This window comes from Nonomuraea purpurea (genome assembly GCF_042650645.1).
In the GTDB taxonomy this organism is placed as follows: domain Bacteria; phylum Actinomycetota; class Actinomycetes; order Streptosporangiales; family Streptosporangiaceae; genus Nonomuraea; species Nonomuraea purpurea.
In genome coordinates this window covers 36,362-55,793 of record NZ_JBHSBI010000052.1, presented here as the reverse complement: position 1 = coordinate 55,793, position 19,432 = coordinate 36,362, and the positions used below count along the sequence as shown (strand labels likewise).

16 protein-coding genes are annotated in these 19,432 nt (G+C 69.6%); 6 read left to right on the top strand and 10 right to left on the bottom strand.

Features of this window, described 5'->3' with window-relative positions:
* Positions 1–1,477 (bottom strand): condensation domain-containing protein (locus ACFOY2_RS52665; protein ID WP_379535742.1); only part of this gene is annotated, 1,477 nt, incomplete at its 3' end.
* A 2-nt stretch (positions 1,478–1,479) separates the two neighbouring features.
* On the bottom strand, positions 1,480–2,472 hold the full coding sequence (locus tag ACFOY2_RS52660; RefSeq protein WP_379535741.1) for a ferritin-like domain-containing protein: 993 nt from the start codon (positions 2,470–2,472) through the stop codon (positions 1,480–1,482).
* A gap of 76 nt (positions 2,473–2,548) precedes the next feature.
* On the opposite strand from ACFOY2_RS52660, the gene ACFOY2_RS52655 reads away from it, so the two are divergent.
* From ACFOY2_RS52655 to ACFOY2_RS52645, 3 genes are all read left to right on the top strand, one after another.
* Entirely contained in the window at positions 2,549–3,814 is a 1,266-nt protein-coding gene (locus ACFOY2_RS52655) for a condensation domain-containing protein (protein ID WP_379535740.1), read from the top strand.
* A gap of 62 nt (positions 3,815–3,876) precedes the next feature.
* On the top strand, positions 3,877–4,275 hold the full coding sequence (locus ACFOY2_RS52650) for a VOC family protein (RefSeq protein WP_357818909.1): 399 nt from the start codon (positions 3,877–3,879) through the stop codon (positions 4,273–4,275).
* On the top strand, positions 4,272–5,795 hold the full coding sequence (locus tag ACFOY2_RS52645; protein ID WP_379535739.1) for a GMC family oxidoreductase: 1,524 nt from the start codon (positions 4,272–4,274) through the stop codon (positions 5,793–5,795). The genes ACFOY2_RS52650 and ACFOY2_RS52645 overlap by 4 nt, the downstream gene beginning before the upstream one ends.
* Before the next feature lie 28 nt (positions 5,796–5,823).
* On the opposite strand, the gene ACFOY2_RS52640 is transcribed toward ACFOY2_RS52645, so the two are convergent.
* From ACFOY2_RS52640 to ACFOY2_RS52605, 8 genes are all read right to left on the bottom strand, one after another.
* Complete coding sequence (locus tag ACFOY2_RS52640) at positions 5,824–6,654, bottom strand: thioesterase family protein (protein ID WP_379535738.1); 831 nt, start codon at positions 6,652–6,654, stop codon at positions 5,824–5,826.
* Between the two features lie 13 nt (positions 6,655–6,667).
* On the bottom strand, positions 6,668–7,594 hold the full coding sequence (locus ACFOY2_RS52635; protein ID WP_379535744.1) for an LLM class flavin-dependent oxidoreductase: 927 nt from the start codon (positions 7,592–7,594) through the stop codon (positions 6,668–6,670).
* A 110-nt stretch (positions 7,595–7,704) separates the two neighbouring features.
* Positions 7,705–8,970 (bottom strand): cytochrome P450, encoded by a 1,266-nt coding sequence (locus ACFOY2_RS52630; RefSeq protein ID WP_379535737.1) that lies wholly within the window; start codon positions 8,968–8,970, stop codon positions 7,705–7,707.
* Between the two features lie 71 nt (positions 8,971–9,041).
* Complete coding sequence (locus ACFOY2_RS52625) at positions 9,042–10,031, bottom strand: hypothetical protein (protein WP_379535736.1); 990 nt, start codon at positions 10,029–10,031, stop codon at positions 9,042–9,044.
* A gap of 57 nt (positions 10,032–10,088) precedes the next feature.
* A complete protein-coding gene (locus ACFOY2_RS52620) occupies positions 10,089–10,985 on the bottom strand; it encodes a carbohydrate ABC transporter permease (RefSeq protein ID WP_379535735.1) in 897 nt (298 codons plus the stop codon).
* Positions 10,982–11,863: a carbohydrate ABC transporter permease gene (locus ACFOY2_RS52615; protein ID WP_379535734.1), complete on the bottom strand. Its 882-nt coding sequence runs from the start codon at positions 11,861–11,863 to the stop codon at positions 10,982–10,984. The genes ACFOY2_RS52620 and ACFOY2_RS52615 overlap by 4 nt, the downstream gene beginning before the upstream one ends.
* Entirely contained in the window at positions 11,863–13,227 is a 1,365-nt protein-coding gene (locus tag ACFOY2_RS52610; protein ID WP_379535733.1) for an extracellular solute-binding protein, read from the bottom strand. Before ACFOY2_RS52610 ends, ACFOY2_RS52615 begins: the two co-directional genes overlap by 1 nt.
* 11 nt (positions 13,228–13,238) lie before the next feature.
* Positions 13,239–15,113, bottom strand: coding sequence for a glycoside hydrolase family 127 protein (locus ACFOY2_RS52605; protein ID WP_379535743.1), 1,875 nt, complete (start codon positions 15,111–15,113; stop codon positions 13,239–13,241).
* 113 nt (positions 15,114–15,226) lie between these two features.
* Here ACFOY2_RS52605 and ACFOY2_RS52600 point away from each other — a divergent pair, with 113 nt between their 5' ends.
* The 3 genes from ACFOY2_RS52600 (at position 15,227) to ACFOY2_RS52590 (ending at position 19,413) form a co-directional block, all read left to right on the top strand.
* Positions 15,227–16,264, top strand: a complete 1,038-nt coding sequence (locus ACFOY2_RS52600) for a LacI family DNA-binding transcriptional regulator (RefSeq protein WP_379535732.1) — start codon at positions 15,227–15,229, stop codon at positions 16,262–16,264.
* Positions 16,265–16,341: 77 nt separating this feature from the next.
* Positions 16,342–17,844, top strand: coding sequence for an Ig domain-containing protein (locus ACFOY2_RS52595; protein ID WP_379535731.1), 1,503 nt, complete (start codon positions 16,342–16,344; stop codon positions 17,842–17,844).
* 66 nt (positions 17,845–17,910) lie between these two features.
* The gene (locus tag ACFOY2_RS52590) at positions 17,911–19,413 is read left to right on the top strand and encodes an Ig domain-containing protein (protein WP_379535730.1); all 1,503 of its coding nucleotides are present in this window, start codon (positions 17,911–17,913) and stop codon (positions 19,411–19,413) included.
* The last annotated feature ends 19 nt before the right edge of the window (positions 19,414–19,432 follow it).

The window sequence follows — 19,432 nt, the reverse complement described above, 5'->3', positions numbered from 1 at the left end:
CCGCCGGGAACAACTCCTCCACCGCATCCCAATTAACAAACAAACCCCCCTCACGCTCAGTCACCTGACAGTCCAGCCACACCTGCGGAGTCTGGGACATGGTCCAGCCGGGTTCGCCGAAGCAGCCGCGTACGTCGGCGCCGAACAGCTCGCCCAGGCTCAGCGCGCTGGTGAAGACGACGGGCGCGGTGACGCCGCGGCCGGCTCCGCTCCTGGCCAGGTCGCGCAGGACCTCGACGCCCGAGTACGCGCTGTGCCGCATGTCGCTGGTGAAGCGCTCCTGCAGCAGCCTGGCCCGCTCGGCGAAGCCCAGCTCGCCCTCCGCGTTCACCTCGAGCAGGAGCAGGTTCGTGAAGTCGCCGACCAGATCGGCCGCCTCCGGGTGGATGGGCCTGCGGTCGTAGAGCGGCAGGTTGAGCACGAAGCGGTGGTTGGTGCTCCAGGCGGCCAGGACCTCGGCGAACGCGGTCAGGAACACCATGGACAGCGTGACGCCGTGCTCACGGGCGCGGGCGGACAACTCCTCCCACTGCTGCGCCGACAGCCAGTGGAAGCGCCTGCCGACGGCCGGGCGGGTGATCTGCGCGGGCGTCTTGTCCAGGGGCAGCTCGGGGCCGGACGGAAGCCCGGGCAGGCGTTCGCGCCAGTAGGCCATGGCGCTGTCGCGGCCGGCCGGCGGGTTGGCGGCGATCGTGGCCAGGTAGCTGGGGTAGTCGATGGAGACGGGCGGCAGCGACTCGCCCCGGTAGGCGGCGGCCAGGTCGGCGAGCAGGACGCGGAAGCTGTGCGCGTCGGCCACCAGCATCTCGATCTTGACGTGCACGCGACAGGTCTCGCCGGGCAGCAGTGACAGCGAGACGTCGAACACCTCGCCCCTGCCCACGTCGAGGCGGGTGTGCGACAGCTCGTCCCGGATCTGCGCCAGCACGCTGTCCACCTGGTCGGCCGGCAGCCCGCGGAGGTCACGCGTGGTCAGGCCGCGCCAGGCCGGCTCGGCCATGATCTGCTGGGTGCCGTCGTCCAGGAAGCGGCAGCGCAGCATCGGGTGCCGGGCGACCAGCGCGGCGACCGCCTCGCCCAGGCGCGCGGGATCCACGTCACGGCCGTCGAACTCGTTGTAGAAGTGCGCGCCGACGCCGCCGAGCACCTGACCGTCCGTTCTGCCGACCCAGTACGCGTGCTGCATCGTGGCCAGGGGGAACGGCTCACCCTGCGCGGCGGTCACGATCGTCGCCTGTTCGGCGGCGCCGCCCGGCGCGCGCACGAGCTGCCACCACTCCCCGAGCGTGCGCCGCTCCATCAGCTCGGCGAACGTCACCCCGGAACCCGCCTTGCGCCACGACGCGGCCAGCCTCATCAGGCTGATGGAGTCGAGCCCGAGCCTGAGCAGGTCGTCGTCGTCGCCTACGGCATCGGCCGCCAGGTCGAGGGCGTCCGCCACGTCGCCGCGCATGCCGTCCAGCGTGAGATCGGTCATCGTCATCCCCTGGTCTGTACGTCGCGGCGGCGGTAGCCGGGACGGATCGAGCGGTCGGCGAACCCCAGCAGGTCGAGCTTGTCCAGCCCGTCCCTGACCTTGGGGGTGAGCAGTCCGATGTTCCCCAGGGACGAGACGACCTTGGAGAAGATGGCCTGCCGGTATTTGATCATCAGGGCGTCGTGCGCGGCGAAGTCCATGCCTTCCTGCGGATCGACCTCGATGCGCTCCCAGACGTCCTCGAGCAGGAAGCGGCGCCGCATCAGCGACGCGGAGGTGAGCACCATGTCCTCGCGGTCGGCCAGCTCGGCCGAGGTCATCTCGCCGTACACGCCCTGCAGCGACATCACGCCGAACGTGACGTGCCTGGCCTCGTCACGCGCGACCAGCCGGGTGATGTCGCAGATGAGGTCGTCGTGGAAGGTGCTGTTGGCCAGCCGGAAGGCGGCCATGGCCAGCGCCTCGACCACGATCTGCATGCCGAGCGCGGTGATGTCCCAGCGGGTGTCGGCCAGCAGGTCGGTCAGCAGCTCGCGCAGCGGCGCGGTGATCGGGTAGGAGTGCGGCAGCTTCTCGCCCAGATACCGGGAGAAGACCTCGACGTGTCTGGCCTCGTCGGCGGCCTGGCTGGCGGCGTAGTACTTGCTGTCCAGATCGGGCACGACCTCGACCAGCCGCGCCGCGACGACCATCGCTCCCTGCTCGCCGTGCAGGAACTGGCTCACCATCCACGACTGCAGCTCCCAGCGGAACGCGTCCCACATCGGCCGGCCGAAGCGCGCCATCGGGGAGGCGGCGAACGAGGTCATGGCGAAGGTCGAGTCGTCCGGCAGCGGCGCCCCGAACGGCACGTCAATCGACCAGTCGACATCCGTGCTCGCGTTCCACTGCGCCTGCTTCGCCCGCTCGTAGAGAGCGTGTATCGCCGGGGACTCGGACTCGTATTTCCACGTAAGTCTCGCGTCCACCGGCACGTTGACACTGAGACCCGACATACGACTCAGGTTAACGACAGAACCAAGAAGACACTAGCCCTCTATCTAGTATTTGCCTGTCTTGTATGTTGTGGGTGTGACTACCCTCCAGGTCCCCGCATCGATAGGTCAACGGCTCCTGGCGATGATCGGCCACTACCGCCCGGACCACGGCGCGCTCAACTGCCCCGTCCTGTGCGCGCTGCGCGGCCCGCTCGACACCGGCGCGCTGCGCGCCGCGCTCGACGGCCTGACCGCCACGCACGAGGCGCTGCGCACCTCCTTCACGGGGCGGGGCCGCAGGCTCACCCAGGTCGTCCACCCCCCGTCGCCGCAGCCGCTCGCCGAGGTGGCGCTCACCGGGGAGGATGAGCTGGCCGCCGCCGTCGACCAGGAACTGAGCACCCCCATCGACGTCGGCCTCTGGCCGACACGGGCGACGCTGTGGCGGCTCGGCACGCAACACCACGTCCTGTGCCTCAACGCCCACCACCTGGTGACCGACGCGTGGTCCGCCGGTCTGCTGTTCGAGAACCTGCGGGCCGGATACGCCCAGGCGCTCGGCTCGCGCTCCCCCGACAAGCCGCCCTGCTGGCAGTACCGCCACTTCGTCGAGTGGCAGACCCGCCTCATCGAGGGCGGCCTGGACCGGCACCGGGACTACTGGTCGCGCCGGCTGGCCGGGCTCGAGCTGCCGCGCCTGCCGTACAGGAAGGGGGCGGGCAAGGCCGCGGCCATCGGGGCCGACCTGTCGCCGGACGTGGTCGCGGGGCTGCGGCAGATCGCGCGGCGGGAACGGACCACGCTGTTCACCGTGATGCTCGCGCTGTTCTACGCCGTGCTGCGGCAGACCTGCGGGCAGGACGACCTGGCCGTGGCCTCGCTGTTCGCCAACCGGTCGCAGCCGGAGTCCAGGAAGACCGTGGGGTTCCTGGCCAACATGGTCGTGCTGCGAACCAGGACCAGCGGGCGCGACACGTTCACCACCCTGATACGGGCGACGCACGACACGGTCGCGGGCGCGCTGGCCTACCAGGAGCAGCCGTACCAGACGCTGCCGCTCGACGGCGTACGGCTGGGCGAGGGGCGGGCCGACGACGTCGTGTTCCAGATGATGACCGACATCGACCACGTCGGCAGCGCGGAGGGGGTGGACTTCGAGCTGCTCGTGCCCGAGGGCATCGGCAGCAGGTTCGAGGTGGAGCTGGCCGTGGCGGCGCGGGAGCGGGACATGCGGGTGGTGCTGTTCCACACCGCGCGGCTGCCCGCGGACACGGCGGCCGACATGCTCGAGGGATACCTCTCCGCGGCGGCCGCGGTGGCCGGCTCCTCCGCGGTGCCGCTGGCTCACCTGGGTGTTTGAACTACTCGTATCTGGTATTCCATGCGACACTGGTTCCTCTACGTCAGCGAAGGAGAAGGCTCATGAGCGGACCGTCGCCCACGATCATTCCGACCCTGCGCTACCGCGACCCGGCCAAGGCCGTCGCCTGGCTCGTCGACGCTTTCGGCTTCACCGAGGCGTTCGTCGCCAAAGGCGACGACGGGTCCGTCGGACACGCCCAGCTCGTCCACGGCACCGGCATGGTGATGCTGGGCCCGGTCAGCGACGGGTCCGACGACAGGCTCGCCGCCGCGCACGGCCCCGCCTGGATCTACGTCATCGTCGACGACATCGAGGCGCACTACGAGCAGGCCAAGGCCGCGGGCGCCGAGCTGATCAGGCAGCTGCAGGAGGAGGGCTACGGAGGAAAGGGATACGCCGTCTACGACTTCGAGGGCAATGTGTGGAGCTTCGGCACCTACCACCCCGAGATGCCGTGAGCGCGGTCGACTATCTGATCGTCGGGGCAGGGGCGGCGGGCGCCGTGCTGGCCGCCAGGCTGAGCGAGGACACCGCCAAGCGGGTCCTGCTGCTCGAGGCCGGCCCCGACTTCCCCGACGCGGCGAGCATGCCGGTCAGCCTGCGCGAGGAGTTCCAGGTCACCGACCCCGCCTACGACTGGGCCCTGGGGGCGCGGATCTGCGCGGGCAACGACTCCTTCCTGGCCCGCGGGCGTGTGGTCGGCGGCTCGACGCAGACCAACGCCAGGGGCGCGATGCGTCCCCCCGCGAGCGACTTCGCCGCCTGGGCCGGGCTCGGGCTGCCGAGCTGGAGCTGGGAGCGGGTGCTGCCGTCGTTCATGCGCATCGAGAACGACCTCGACCACGGCGACAGGCCCTACCACGGGGACAGCGGGCCGCTCCCGATCGTCAGGTGGCGGCAGGAGGAGCTCGTTCCCGGCGCCGCGGCCTTCCTCGACGCGGTCGCGGCCGCGGGCCTGCCGACCTGCGAGGACCTCAACGCGCCCGACGCCGACGGCGTCGGCAGCTACCCGCAGAACCGCCGCGGCAAGGACCGCGTCTCGACCAACCACGCCTTCCTCGCCCAGGCCCGATCCAGGCCCAACTTCGAGCTGCGGTCCGGCGCCGAGGTCTCCAGAGTAGTGATGCGCGGGGGCCGGGCGGTGGGCGTCGAGGTCGACGGCGAGGTGATCGAGGCACGCGAGGTCATCCTCTGCGCCGGCGCGCCGTTCAGCCCGGCCCTGCTGCTGCGCTCGGGCATCGGGCCGGCCGGCGACCTGCGGCGGCTGGGCATCGACGTGGTGCTCGACGCCCCGGGTGTCGGGCAGCGCGTCCTGGACCAGCCGGGGGCGGCGGTGCCTGTCGTGCCCACCCCGGCCGCGGGAGCGGATCTGTGGCCGACGAACCAGGTCGCCGGCCGCCTGACCGGGCCGCCCGGCTTCTCCGCCGACGACAGTCTCTATCTGGTGCTGTTCTCCGGCATCAACATCCCACCGCTGGCCAAGATGGTCGGCAGCGACCTGCTCACGATGGTGAGCATCGGCGACCTCGCGCCGGCCTCGCGGGGAAGCGTCACGCTCCGCTCCGCCGACCCGAAAGAGCCGCCCGCCGTGGACCTGAACTTCTACTCGGCCGACGGCGACCTGGCACGGATGCGCGGCGCGCTGCGGCTGGCGTGGGAGCTGGCCCACCAGGGGAGGTTCCCCGCGACCGTCGAGCGTTTCGCGTTGCTCGACGACGACACCGTCTCCGACGACGACAAGCTCGACGGCGTGCTGCGGATGACCACCACCAGCCGCTGGTCGGTGCTCGGCGGCTGCGCCATGGGGCCGGGGTCCGACCCCATGGCGGTGGTCGACGAGCAGTGCCGGGTGCGCGGGGTCGAGGGGTTGCGCGTGGTCGACGCCTCCATCGTGCCGGTCCCGTTGCGCGCGCCCAACGCGCTGTCATGCATGATGCTGGGCGAGCACGCGAGCACCCTGATCGCCACCTCGGGCTGAGTCTCCCGTCGGTCTCGGGCCCGGTCGTTCAGCCGAACATGCGGCAGAGCATCTGCTGGGCGCCCGTGGCCAGCAGGCGGCCGTCCTGCGTCCAGATGGCCGCCCGGCCCGAGGCCAGCCCGTGCTTCAGCGCGCTGGCGTGCCCGTCGACCAGCAGCCACTCCGATTCGGGCGCCGTGTCATGGAAGATCACCTGCAGCTCCATGGTCGGCGCCACGAACGGCGGCAGGCCGTCCGGGGAGGCCAGCATCACGCTGGGGAAGGCCACGATGTCGCTGTAGAGCACGGATCTGGCCGCGTCGAGCCAGGGATCGTCGTCGAACACCCTGCCCTTGCGCAGCCGCATCCAGCCTCGCTGGTTCGGCTCGCCGAACTGGTCGCTCACCCGCTCCAGCCAGGAGACCGGACGCGTGTCGGAGTGGAAAAGGTGCGGGAACGACGTCTGCCCCCACTCGGCCATCCGCTCCTCCATCGTCGGCAGCTCCTGCGGCGGCGGCGCCTGCGGCGCGGCCGCCAGCGGCAGGCTCGGCCCGTCCAGCGACTCCGCCGCGGCCCACACCGTCGCGTGCAGAACGGTCTTGCCCGCCTGGGTCATCGTGACCCGCAGAGCCTCGGCCCGCCTGCTCGCCCGCAGCGGCTCCACCACGAGCTCGACCTGGTCGAACTGAGCGGCGCGCAGGAACTGGCAGCTCAGGCTGGCCGGCCGGCGCAGCGTGGTGGCCGCGCCCGCGGCCCGTAGCGCCACCGAGGCCACGTAGCCGCCGACCGGACCCCAGACATTCCAGTCCGGCGAGAGCGTGGCGGTGTAGCGCCCCTCGCCGGCGTCAGTAATCGCGGAGTCCACTTCAAGGTCGACCACCTTCGTTCCCCTTTCACGCATCGTTTCGATCAAGACATGAACCGACATTCACGGATGAGTCAAGTGGGCCTCGCACGGGCGGCTCTCCTCCTGGTGCCGGTTTCCTCCCGCGAGGAGAGACCGTATCCGGGCGACCCCCGAGATCTCCGACTCCGGGTCGCCGCCCACGGCGGCGAGGTTGACGTGCCGCACCCCGCTTCGATGTAGGGCCGCAGAAAGTCCGCGACGTCCTCCGGGGTGCCACACGGCGAGTAGCGGGCGAACTTGGCGAAGGGCAGCCCTTGACGTGCTCCTCGCCCCTGAAGAGGCAAGGACTCCCGTGCTGCTTACGCAGCAGTTCATGCCGCGAAGCAGCACGAACTGTGGAACAGGATGCTTGACGCTTCACCGACCCGCCCACCGGCAAGTCTCCACGTCCTGTCACCGCCCGTCCGGCGGCCTCGTTGTACCGATGAATCCAGGAAGTGATCTCACGGCCGGCTTGGTTGTCGCTTGCCAGTTCGATCACGGAAACCTTACCGTACGTGATTGAGACGTCGCAAGCAGTTCCGGTCACTGCACGTTCGCGCCCAAGAGGGCACTCACGCGCGGGCCTGATCACCGCCCGGTCTAGGGAGAAGAACGCGCCGTGCGCGGTGACCGTCTCGCCGGCCAGCAGGCGGTGCAGCAGCTCCAGGCTCTCGTCCATGCGGCGGCCCCTGGTGGCCGGACCGACACCGCAGACCGTCGCCTCGTGGCGGTCCTCGCCGCCGACGCCCACGCCGAGCACCAGCCGGCCCGGCGCCAGCGCCGACAGCGACGCCACCTGGCGGGCGACGAGCACGGGGTGGCGCAGCGGGAGCTGGTAGACGCCCACGTGCACGGGCAGGCGGGGGTGGAGGCCGCAGTACAGCGCCGCCTGGATCAGGCCGTCCGTGCCCGAACCGTTCATGAAGCTCACGTGGTCGCCGACGACGACGTGGTCGATCCCGGCGTCGGCGACCCTGCCCAGCCATTCGCGCGTGCCGCCGCGCGAGCGGGTGGGCAGGATCCCCACCTCGACGCAGCGGCTCACCGCGAGGGGACGACGTTCAGGGCAAGGGTGTCGAAACCGCGGAACATGCCGCTGGTCTTGAATGCCCGCTTGTCGTCGGCGAGCTGGAAGTCGGCGAAGTTGTCCAGGAGCGCGCCGAACGCCAGCACGCCCTCGAGCCTGGCGAGTTGCACGCCCAGGCAGTGATGCGCGCCCCAGGCGAAGGAGAGCGGCGGCTCGACCGAGCCGTCGGCGTAGCGGCCCACGTCGAGCCGGTCGGGGTCGGGAAAACGGGCGGGGTCCCTGTTGGCCGCGCCGATCACCACGACCACCTGGTCGCCTGCGGGCACGGGGGTGCCGTCCGTGAGATGGGTGTCGGCGATGAAGGTCCTGCCGGTGATCTGGATCGGCGAGTCGTAGCGCAGGAACTCCTCCACGGCCGAGCCGAGCAGCGACCTGTCGGCGCGCAGCCGCGCGAGTTCGGCCGGGTTCTCGCACAGCGCCCGGGTGCCCAGGCTGATCAGGTCGGTCATCGTGTGGAAGCCCGCGCTGAACAGCAGCACGACGACCGAGACCAGCTCGCGAACCGACAGCCGGTCGCCGTCGATCTCCACGGCGGACAATCCCGAGATGAGGTCGTCCTTCGGGTTGCGCCGGCGTTCTTCGAGAAGCTCGGCGAAATACTCCTCCATGTCGTACATCGCCTTGTCGGCGTCGCGCAGCATCTCCGGGTTGTGGATGTCGATCGTGTCCACCGCGGCGCTGGCCTTCTTGGTCAGCTCGCGCAGCATCGCCCAGTCCGCCTCGGGCACCCCGACCAGCTCGCCGATGACCGCGATCGGCAGAGGGCGGGCGAAGTCGGCCACCAGGTCGACGACGCCGCCGCCGGGCGGCAACCCGGCGAGCATCGGATCGATCAGCTTGGCGACCTGCCGTTCCAGCTTGGGGCGCAGCTTCTGCACCCGGCGCGGGGTGAAGGCGCTGCTGATGAGGCCGCGCAGCCTGGTGTGTTCGGGGCCGTCCATGAACAGCAGGGTCCTGATCCGCTCGTCGCCGCGTTCCTTGCCGAGTTGGGGCCGCACGCCCGACTTGTCGAGTGCGGGGCTCTTCATGGCGAACCTGCAGTCGTCGTACGTGGTGAGCACCCACCCGTCACCGTGGCCGGGAACGCTCATCCGGTGGTGCGGATCCGCCGCGCGCAGCGCATGGTAGTGCGGATACGGGTCCTCGATGGTCTCGGGAGTCTTCATCATGAGTTCCATGAGGAGCGTCCCGGCGTCCCTGTCCATAACCGCCTCGGACACTACGCCTCCCTGGTATCTTGTCTCGATGGTTATTCGCAAGACTAATGCCAGATAGATGATACGAGTAGGGTCTAGAGCAAAGCTTCCTCTCTCGCGGCACGCCGGGCGCCACCGAACGCGGCGGCGATGCGGCCCGTGACGTCGGCGCGTACGCAGTCGGCGGCCAGCGCGATCGCCTCGGCCAGATCACGCGCAGGCGCCGCGCCGTGGCACACGACGCACACGCCGCCGACCCCCAGCAGCACGCCGCCGCGATCCGCGGCCAGGGCGGCGCGCACCGCCGCCGACACCGCGCGTTTCCCGGCCGCGCCGGCCACGGCGTCGACGGCGACCTGCGCCGTCAGGTCCAGCGTCCGCTCGTACATCTTGAGCATCACATCGCCGGTGAAACCATCGGTCACCGCGACGTCCACCCGGTCGCCGAACACGTCGTACGCCTCAATCTGACCTGCATATCCTGGCAGCGTCGCCAGCAGCAGGTGCGCGTCACGCTGCGCCGGTCCGCCTTTCAGGGCCTCGGTGCCGTTGGAGACCAATCCGATGCGCGGGCGTGGCACCCCGAGCCGTGCCTTGGCGAACTCCGCACCCATGACCGCGAACTCCACCAGCCACTCCGGCTGCGCGACCACGGTCGCGCCGATGTCCAGCAGCACAGTCGGCCCGAGCCCCGGTCCGCGCAGCGTGGTGGCGAGCGCCAGGTTCCGCACGCCCGGCACCCGTCTGAGCCGCACGGCGGCGGCGAGTACGGCGGCGCCGGAGTTCCCGGGTGTGACCATCGCGTCGGCCTGGCCGTTCCTGACCGCCTCGGCCGCCACGAGCAGCGAAGAACGCCGCTTTCCCCAGGTCGCGCTGACCGGATCGTCCCCCATGCCCACCGCGTCCCGCGCGTCCACCAGCCGCACATGCTCAGGCACCGCCCCGAGCCGTTCGCGCAGTTCCGCCTCAGGGCCGACCAGCAGCAGATCGACGTCCGGCGGTCCCGTCCGCACGGCTTCCAGCACGGGCTCGGGCCCGGCATCGCCCCCTACCCCGTCGACAGCGATCACCAGCCGACGACTCATACGAACCCCATATCCTTGTATTCGGAATATGAGAAACAAGATACTAGGTCGGCTCGGCTAGTTCTTGATGCCGGTCAGCGTGACGCCTTCGATGAAGTAGCGCTGCAGGACGAAGAAGAGCACGATGATCGGCGCGATGACCGCCGCCGAGGCCGCCATGAGGTAGCCCCACTGCGTCAGGTACATGCTCTGGAAGGAGGCCAAGCCCAGCGACAGCGTGTAGTTCTCCTCGTTCTGCAGGTAGAGCAGCGGCCCGAGGAAGTCGTTCCAGGTGCCGATGAACGTGAAGATCGTCACCACGATGATCGCGGGTTTGGACAGCGGCATGACGATCGTCCAGAAGACCCGCCACGGCGAGGCCCCGTCGATGTAGGCGGCCTCGTCCAGCTCGAACGGGATCGTCAGGAAGAACTGCCGCAGCAGGAAGACGTTGAACACTCCCCCGCCCGCCCCTGCGAACCAGCTCGGCACGGTCAGCGGCGCGATCGTGTCGAGCGCGCCCAGCTCCTGCCACATCACGAACGTCGGGATGAGCGTCACCGCGTACGGCAGCATCACGCCGCTGAGCAGCAGCGCGAAGACGATGTTGCGCCCGCGCCAGCGCAGCCGGGAGAAGCTGAAGGCCGCCACCGAGCAGGTCAGCACCGTGCCGAGGACGCTCAGCACGGCGATGACGACCGTGTTGACGAAGTAGCGGCCGAAGGGCTGGGCGGTGAGGGCCTCGGTGAAGTTCGACCACTGGAACGGCGAGGGGATCCACTCCGGCGGGGAGAGGAACATCTGCGTGTCCTGCATGAGCGCGCTGCGCACCAGCCACACGAACGGCAGCAGGGTCGGGATGGACCCGGCCACCAGCAGCAGGTACAGCAGGGCCCGCCCATACCTGCGGGGTTTGCGCAGTCCCTCGGTCGGGGCGACGGAGCCGGCCCGCTCGGGGGCGGCGACGGCGGTCATCGGGCACCTGCCATCTCGTAGTAGACCCAGCGGCGGGCGTTCCTGAACAGCAGGAACGTCACCACCATGATGATCATGAACAGGGTCCAGGCGAGCGCGCTGGCGTAACCCATCTGGCTCTCGGTGAACGCCTTGCGGAACAGGTAGTAGACGTAGAAGAGGGTGGCGTGGTTGGGGCCGCCCTCGGTCATCACGTACGCCTGGTTGAACACCTGGAAGGTGCCGACCACGCCGACGACCAAGTTGTAGAAAATGGTCGGCGTCATCATCGGCAGCGTCACGTGCCAGAAGCGCCGCCAGACCCCGCCGCCGTCGATCGAGACGGCCTCGTACAGATGCCTCGGCACGCCCTGCAGCCCCGCCAGGAAGATCACCATGGTGTTGCCGAAGCCCCACGTGCTCATGATGATCAGGGAGGGCACCGCGGTGGACTCGGCGTAGATCCACTGGGAGCCGCTCAGCCCGCCCTGCCGCAGCAGCGAGTTGAGCAGGCCGAAGTCCGGGTTGAAGATCCAGATCCAGAGCACGACGTTGGCGATGGCGGGGACGAGCGTCGGCAGGTAGAAGATCGTCCGCCAGATCGCCAGACCGCGGACCTTCTGGTTGAGCAGCAGGGCCACCGCGAAGCTGACGATGAGCACCAGCGGGACCGAGCCGAGCGTGTAGTAGGCGGTCGTGCTCAGCGACTTCCAGAACAGCTCGTCGTCGAGCATGGCCGAGTAGTTGTCGAGGCCGACGAACGACGGGCTGGCGCCGATGGTCCAGTCGGTCACGCTGAAGAAGGCCGAGGCCACCATCGGGCCGATCGTGAAGATCACGAACCCGAGGATGGCCGGCAGCGCCATGAGAATGCCCCAGCGGGTTTCGAGGCGGCGCATCACAGCTCCTGGGAGTGGTGCCAGCCCTGGAGCATGCCGGTGATCTTCGGCGCGGCGGCCTTGAGGATCTCGCCGGCCGGCCGCTTGCCGGTCTCGATCTCCTGCAGGGCGGGAGTGAGCGCGTCGCTGGCGATGGCGGACATGTTCTTGAGGCGGTTACGCAGGTCGGGGACGCCGTGGTCGCGGGCGTAGTCGACGACCGCGGTCCGGAACTCCGGCGGGTGCTGGTCGTTCTTGGTCCAGGAGTCGATGGCCGCCTGGTCCTCGTAGTACTTCTTCTCCTGCGGCATCCACAGACCCTTGGCGAACAGGTCGACGTTGCGCGGGTCGTTGTGGAAGGCGAGCAGCTCGACCGCCTCCTGCTCGTGCTTGCTGCCCGCGAAGACCGCCGACGCGCCGGCCACCTGGCTGGCGGTGAACGGCTCGTTGTACTTGGGCAGCACGCCCATGCCGTAGTCGACCTTGCTCTCGTTCATGTCGAGCAGACTCCAGTGGCCGTCCACCACCATGGCCACCCGCTTGGTCTTGAGCAGGATGTTGGTGCCGGGCACGTCGTCCCCGGTCGCGGCGAGCTGGCCGGGGCCAGGCGCGACCCGGTGCTTGTAGACCAGGTCCTGCAGGTTCTGGAACACCTGGATCGCCTCGGGGGTGTCCAGCAGGCACTTCTTGCCCGCCTCGTCGGCGAAGTCGACGCCGTTGCCGCGCAGGAACCCGTACCAGGCGGCACCGTAGGTGAAGCTGATGGAGATGCCGAACTGCCTGACCTGCTTGGGGTCGAAGCCGGACTCGTCGGGATGTTTGCCGTTCTGGTCGACGGTGAGCTTGTAGGCGTTCTCCACGAGCTGGTCCCACGTCCAGGCCGAGGCCGCCTCGGCGGGCGGCGTGACCCCGGCCGCGGCGACGGCGGACTTGCTGTACCACAGCAGCATCGACTCGTTCGCCGTCGCGATGGCGTGCAGGTTGTCCTGGCCGGTCCACAGGTAGGCGTCGCGCAGGTAGCCGGCCAGTTGCGGGTACTTCTTCAGGTACGGGAACAGGTTGACGAGCTTGCCCTGCTCACCCAGGCGGAACGACATCGACATCGGCACGTAGCCGGCGTCCGGCAGGTTGTCGCCGGCCACGAGCGTGTTGAGCTTCACGTCGTACTCGTCGGGCGTGAACAGCGGCTTGACCTTCGCCCCCGCGTTCTTCTGCTCGTACTGCTTGAGCATGCCTTCGATGGCCGCCTTCTCGAACGTCGAGCCCCAGAACATGAACTGAAGCTGCGTGGCGTTCCCGGCGGAGCCTGAGCCGCCGCCGCAGGCCGTCGCCGTGGCGCCGAGGGCGGCGAGCCCGCCCAGCTTCAACAGGTCGCGTCTTCTCATCGGGGGGTTCCTTACGCGAGGGGGGTCCAGACGCGCATCGCGCCGCCGTCCCGGTTGTCCCACTGGAAGTAGGGGACGGCCGTGGCGGTCACGCGGGTGCTGGTCGCCGAGGGTTCACTGGTGTACGGCAGGCCGTCACGGGGCTGGACCACGGCGGCGGCCTCGGTCTCGATCAGTACGGTGCGCCCGACGCCGTCGAGGTCGTCCTTGGCGATCACGCGCAGCGGGGCGTCCGGGATGAGGGCGAGGTCGTCCACCTCGACGCCGTCGGCCTGGTCGGCCTGTTCGAAGCAGTAGACGAGCGGGCCGCGCTCGAGCGCGACGCAGCCGCGGACCGCGTCGATGCGGCGGTGCGGGTGGCTGAGCCGGGGCGCGAGGTCGAGCCGGAGCTCGACGCTCTCCCCCGCCTGCCACTGCCGGCGAAGACGGAGGTATCCGTCGTCGCCGGGCTGCGCGGGGCGGTCGTCCACGACGGTGGCGTGGCTCCAGGCGGGGATGCGCAGCGCCAGCTCCCACTCCCGCGGCGGGGCCTGCTCGACGGTGAGGCGGATCAGGCCGTCCCACGGGTAGTCGGTCTCGATCCGCAGCCGGGCGCCGCCGGCCTCGACGGTGCCGGGGACGTACTGGTGCAGCCTGAGCCCGTCGTCGGAGGTCGTGGCCACGTAGCCGCCGAGCGAGGCCACCAGGCGCATGATGTTCGGCGGGCAGCAGGCGCAGGCGAACCACTCCCTGCGCCGCCCGAGGTAGGCGTCCTCGACCAGGTCGTCCCTGCGCTGGAGCGGGTTGACGTAGAAGAAGCGCAGGCCGTCGGCGGAGGTGGAGGCGGCGAAGGCGTTGTAGAGCGTGCGCTCGATCAGGTCGGCGTAGCGGCCGTGGCCGGTGGCCAGCAGCAGCCGCCAGTTCCAGTGGATGCTGGCGATGGCGGCGCAGCTCTCGCTGTAGGCGCGGTCGGGCGGCAGCTCGTACCGCTCGCCGAACGCCTCGCCGTCGTGACGCGAGCCGTGGCCGCCGGTGATGTAGGTCTTGGTCGCGACCATGTCCTCCCACCGGCGCACCGAGCACTCCAGCAGCGACTCGTCGCCCGTCTCCAGGTAGACGTCCACGACGCCGGCCTCCAGGTAGAGCTGGCGCACGGCGTGCCCGACCGGGGTGTCGGCCTCGCGTACGGGCAGATGGTCCTGGGCATACAGCATGCCCATGCCGCTGTTCTTGATGAGGCCCTTGCCGCGGTTGTCGATCAGCTTGGAGGCCAGCTCCAGGTAGGTGCGCTCGGCGGTCAGCCGGTAGAGCTCGACCAGCGCGGTCTCGACCTCGGCGTGGCCGTCGATGCCGTCGTTCCCGCCCGTCACGAACACCTCGACCAGGTGGTCGGCCAGGCGTTCTGCGACCGGCAGCAGCGACTGGCCGATGCCGGCGCGGGCGGCGGCCACCGCGGCCTGGAAGAGGTGGCCCGCGCAGTACATCTCGTGGCTGTACTCGAGCTCGGTGTAGATCTTGTCGGGTTTGACGACCTGGTAGTGCGAGTTGAGGTAGCCGTCCGGCCGCTGCGCCCTGGCCAGCACGGCCGCCGCCTGGTCGGTGAAGTCGGCGTAGGCCTGCTCGGGGGCGCGGATGTGCTCCCAGGCGAGCGCTTCGAGTTGTTTGTACAGGTCGGAGTCCTGGAACCGGTAGCCCTGGAAGGGCCCCTCTCCCTCGCCTCCGGCGCGCCGCAGGTTGGGCAGCGCGCCCGAGTGTTCCATCTGTTCCAGGCCGAGCGGGATGCTGGCCTCGTGGTTGATCCGCTGCCAGCGCGCGAGCGGACCATCGGAGATGACGACGTCGTGAATGCCGATCGGCCGCAACACTGCCCGGCTGGACGGAACCGCGGGACCGAGGATCTGTTCCATCAAGCTCCTCATCCTTGTGAGAAAACGTTGGGAATAGGTTTTCTCAATCGGAGGGTAAGGTGTGATACATCACTGGTCAAGGGGATATGGTGTGACCGCGAAAGGGGACTCGGTTGGCCAGCCCTATCGAAGGGACAGCGAAAACCGTCACGATCAGAGACGTCGCGGCGGCCGCGGAGGTGTCGATCGGCACCGCGTCCAAGGCGCTCAACGGCCGGGGCCGCATGCGCACCGAGACCCGCGACCGGGTGCTCGCCGCGGCCGAGCGGCTCGGTTTCCGGCCCAACCCCCTCGCGCAGGGGCTGCTGGCCGGCCGCACCTACACGGTCGGCCTGGTCACGGGCGACAGCTTCGGCCGCTTCAGCATCCCGGTCATGCTGGGCGCGGAGGACGCGCTCGGCGCCGGGCAGATCTCGGTGTTCATGTGCGACACGCGCGACGACCCGATCAGGGAGCGCCACTACGTCGAGCGCCTGCTGGCCAGGCGCGTCGAGGGCATCATCGTCACGGACCGGCGCACCGAGCCGCGTCCGGGCATCGGCCGCGACCTGCCGGTTCCCGTGGTGTACGCGATGACGCAGTCCACCGACGAGTCCGACGTGTCGATCATCCCGGACGACGAGGGCGGCGGCGCGCTGGCCGCCCGCCACCTGCTGGCCACGGGCCGCACCCGCATCGGCCACGTCACGGGGCCCGAGGGGTTCCAGGCCGCGCGGCTGCGGGCCCGGGGGCTGGCCTCGGTCCTGGCCGCCGCCGGTCTCGAACCGGCGGGCGAGGCGCTGTTCGGGCAGTGGAGCGAGGAGTGGGGCCGGCAGGGCGCCGACATCCTGCTGCACGCGGCACCCGACGTCGACGCCGTCTTCTGCGGCAGCGACCAGATCGCCCGCGGGGTGGCCGAGACGCTGCGCGACCGGGGCCGGCGGGTGCCCGAGGACGTGGCGCTGGTCGGGTTCGACAACTGGGAGCCGATGGTGCTGGGCTGCCGGCCGCCGCTGACCACGGTCGACATGAATCTCGGGGAGATCGGCCGGCTGGCGGCGCGGCACCTGCTGGACGCCATCGCGGGCACGCCCTCCGGCGGCGGGGTGACGATCGTGCCCGCGAGCCTGGTGCCGAGGGAGTCGACGAGGCGGGCGACACCCAAGGGTTGACCAGTGCTGTGTAACACCTTACTGTGCGCCTGGGAAAACCTATTCCCATCCTTCGAGGAGCTCTTTGAGGAGCCCGGATGGACCATCGCCCCGCCCGGCGACTGAGCGCCGCGGCAGTCTTACTCGCCTCCTTACTCACCGGCGTGTCGCAGCCCGCGCACGCCGCCCCGACGGCGCAGGTCGTGGACATGTTCGGCAGAACCGTCAACGACTACGGCGTCAAACTGGTGGACTGGCAGGGATACCTGGCCAACCCCTACGTCGAACTCACCGTCAGACCACCCTCCGAGCTGCGTTTCCCCGTCACCGTCGACCTCAAGGCCGAGGGCACGTCCAGGCTGATGATGGACCTGCCCAGCCAGCTCACCGCCACCGGCGCGACCAAGTCCCTCAGCTTCGCCAGTGCCTCGGAGCAGAAGACGTTCAAGCTGGCGATCCACTCCAAGCGCGGCCCGGGAGCCGATGAAAGTTACACGCTCCGGCTGACGCTCAGGGACGCGGGCGGCGCGACGTACCAGCAGTCCATGCCGATCAGGGTGCAGCAGGACGAGAAGACCGCGCTGCAGCCGAGCCTGCCCATCGCCTTCGACTACCGCTACGACAACATCACCGGCTACTTCAACGACCCGGCCTTCAGAACCGCTTCGGAGGAGGCCGTCAAGGACTGGTTCAGGTTCTTCGACATGGCGCCGTTCGACACGGTGGCCGCGGGTGCGGAGAACAATCACCTGCCGGGCAACAACTGGCAGAACACGATCAACGTGACCAACCAGTCCGCCTACAACGGCATGTACGTGTTCTTCCGCGGCATCCAGACCCCGTACTCGACCGGTTACCCGGCCGCCAACGGCAAGTACAGCGCGCGCGGCGGCCAGCAACTGCCGGGACCGCTGCACCGCTCGACGGCGATGATCTTCGAGTACGACGAGGCCGGCAAGCGGTTGTTCACCTCGCTGGCCGACGAGGACTGGTACAAGACGGAGATCGCGGGCTCGGTGCTCGACGTGCACGGCCTGGTCATGCACGAGTACGGCCACGCCGTCGCCTACCACAGCGACTGGGCCGGGATGCGCTCCTACGTCCAGTCGGGCGGCAACGACCCGGACGTGGTGGCGTACCAGGGCTCCCCCGTCCCGCTGGACGGCAGCTACCACATCCCCGGCGAGCAGCGGTACTGGGACCGGATCAGCGGCCAGAACGGCGGCTGGACCCACCTGTTCCCCACCCGCCGGTGGATGCTGACCAAGCTGGCGCTGCTGGTCGCGGAGAACGCCGGGTGGAAGCTCAACCGCAACCTCACCCCGTTCCTGCCTCCGTCCATCGTCACCACGTCGCTCCCGCAGGCCAGGGCGGGCACCGCCTACCAGCAGACGCTGTCGGCCAAGGGCGGCGTGCCCTTCTACGACTGGCAGGTCACCGCCGGCGCGCTGCCGGCCGGTCTCAGCCTCGACCGCTTCACCGGCGCCATCACCGGCACGCCGACGGCGGCGGGCACGTTCGGCTTCACCGTCCGGCTCCGGGACTACGACCGTCTCAGCACCCCGGTGACCAGGACGTTCCAGCTCACTGTGGGCTCCTGAGACCCGCGGGGTGATCCGGCCGCCCCGGCCGGGTCACCCCTGCGCCCTCACTCATGAAAGGCTTCGATGAGGAAGATCGCCACCGTCGCCGCGCTCACCGCCCTGGCGGGCGCGCTGTCCTTCCCCTCCCCCAGCCTCGCCGCCCGCAGGGACGCGCCCGCGCTGGAGGTCTACGACATCTTCTTCCGCAAGGTCAACGACTACGGCGTGCAGCTCGTGGACTGGCAGGGCTACCTGGCCAACCCGTACGTCGAGCTGACCGTCCGGGCGCCGAAGATCCCCGGCGTCCAGTACCCGCTGACGGTGGACCTGCAGGCCAAGGGCACCTCCAGGCTGATGTTCAACATGCCGAGCGAGCTGACCGCCGCCGGGGCCACCAAGTCCTTCACGCTGACCGGCCCGGCCGACCGTGAGACGGTGCGGCTGGCCATCCACTCCAAGCAGGGCGCGGGCCGGGACGAGCTGCACCAGTGGATCATGAAGACCACCGACGCGGCCGGCGCCACCCTCACCCAGACCATGCCGATCCGGGTGCAGCAGGACGAGAAGACCCCGCTCAAGCCCACCATCCCGATCGACTTCGACTACCGCTACGACACCATCACCGGCTACTTCAAGGACCCCGGCGTGCGCAAGGCCGCCGAGGCCGCGGTCCGCAACTGGTTCGCCTTCTTCGACCTGGAGCCGTTCGACACGGTGGCGGCGGGCGACGAGGTCAACCGGCTGCCGGGCGACGACTGGCAGAACGAGGTCGAGGCCGCCAACGCCAAGCCGTACAACGGGATGTACGTCTTCTTCCGCGGCATCCAGACGCCGTACTCGACCGGCTACCCCACGATCAACGGCAAGTTCCACACCAGGAACGGCAAGCCCACCCCCTACCACCGCTCGACCAGCATGATCCTGGAGTACGACGAGCAACTCATGAAGCTGTTCACCTCGCTGAAGGACGAGGACTGGTACAAGACGGACCTCGGCCAGGTGATCGACGTGCAGGGCCTGGTCATGCACGAGTACGGCCACGCGGTCGCCTTCCACAGCGACTGGAAGGGCATGGCCGACTACGTGGCCTCCAAGGGCAAGGACGACCAGGACGTCATCGACTACCAGGGGTATCCCGTGCCCCTCGACACCAGCTACCACGTGCCCGGCGACGACCCGTACTGGGACCGGATCAGCGGGCAGAGCGGTGGCTGGCGGCACGTGTTCCCGACCCGCAGGTGGGAGCTGACCAAGCTGAGCCTGCTGATCGCCGAGAACGCGGGCTGGAAGCTGAACAGGAAGCTGACGCCGTTCCTCAAGCCCTCCATCGAGACGGCCGCCGTCCCGTCGGCCAAGGCGGGCACCGCCTACGAACAGCGGCTCAAGGCCAAGGGCGGGGTGCCGTTCTACGACTGGCAGGTCACCGGCGGCGCGCTGCCCCCGGGGCTGACCCTCGACCGCTTCACCGGCGCCATCACCGGCACGCCCACCACGGCGGGAACGTATGAGTTCACCGTCCAGCTCAGGGACTACGCCAAGCTGAGCGCGCCCGTCACCCGCGAGTACGGCCTCGGCGTCGGCGCGTAGCGCGAGGGCGGCGGCCGGG

Excerpts from the sequence above, each read along its gene's own strand:
- ACFOY2_RS52660 (WP_379535741.1), bottom strand. The coding sequence starts at position 2,472 with ATGTCGGGTCTCAGTGTCAACGTGCCGGTGGACGCGAGACTTACGTGG.
- ACFOY2_RS52650 (WP_357818909.1), top strand. The coding sequence starts at position 3,877 with ATGAGCGGACCGTCGCCCACGATCATTCCGACCCTGCGCTACCGCGAC.
- ACFOY2_RS52625 (WP_379535736.1), bottom strand. The coding sequence starts at position 10,031 with ATGAGTCGTCGGCTGGTGATCGCTGTCGACGGGGTAGGGGGCGATGCC.
- ACFOY2_RS52620 (WP_379535735.1), bottom strand. The coding sequence starts at position 10,985 with ATGACCGCCGTCGCCGCCCCCGAGCGGGCCGGCTCCGTCGCCCCGACC.
- ACFOY2_RS52615 (WP_379535734.1), bottom strand. The coding sequence starts at position 11,863 with ATGCGCCGCCTCGAAACCCGCTGGGGCATTCTCATGGCGCTGCCGGCC.
- ACFOY2_RS52610 (WP_379535733.1), bottom strand. The coding sequence starts at position 13,227 with ATGAGAAGACGCGACCTGTTGAAGCTGGGCGGGCTCGCCGCCCTCGGC.
- ACFOY2_RS52605 (WP_379535743.1), bottom strand. The coding sequence starts at position 15,113 with ATGGAACAGATCCTCGGTCCCGCGGTTCCGTCCAGCCGGGCAGTGTTG.
- ACFOY2_RS52595 (WP_379535731.1), top strand. The coding sequence starts at position 16,342 with ATGGACCATCGCCCCGCCCGGCGACTGAGCGCCGCGGCAGTCTTACTC.
- ACFOY2_RS52590 (WP_379535730.1), top strand. The coding sequence starts at position 17,911 with ATGAGGAAGATCGCCACCGTCGCCGCGCTCACCGCCCTGGCGGGCGCG.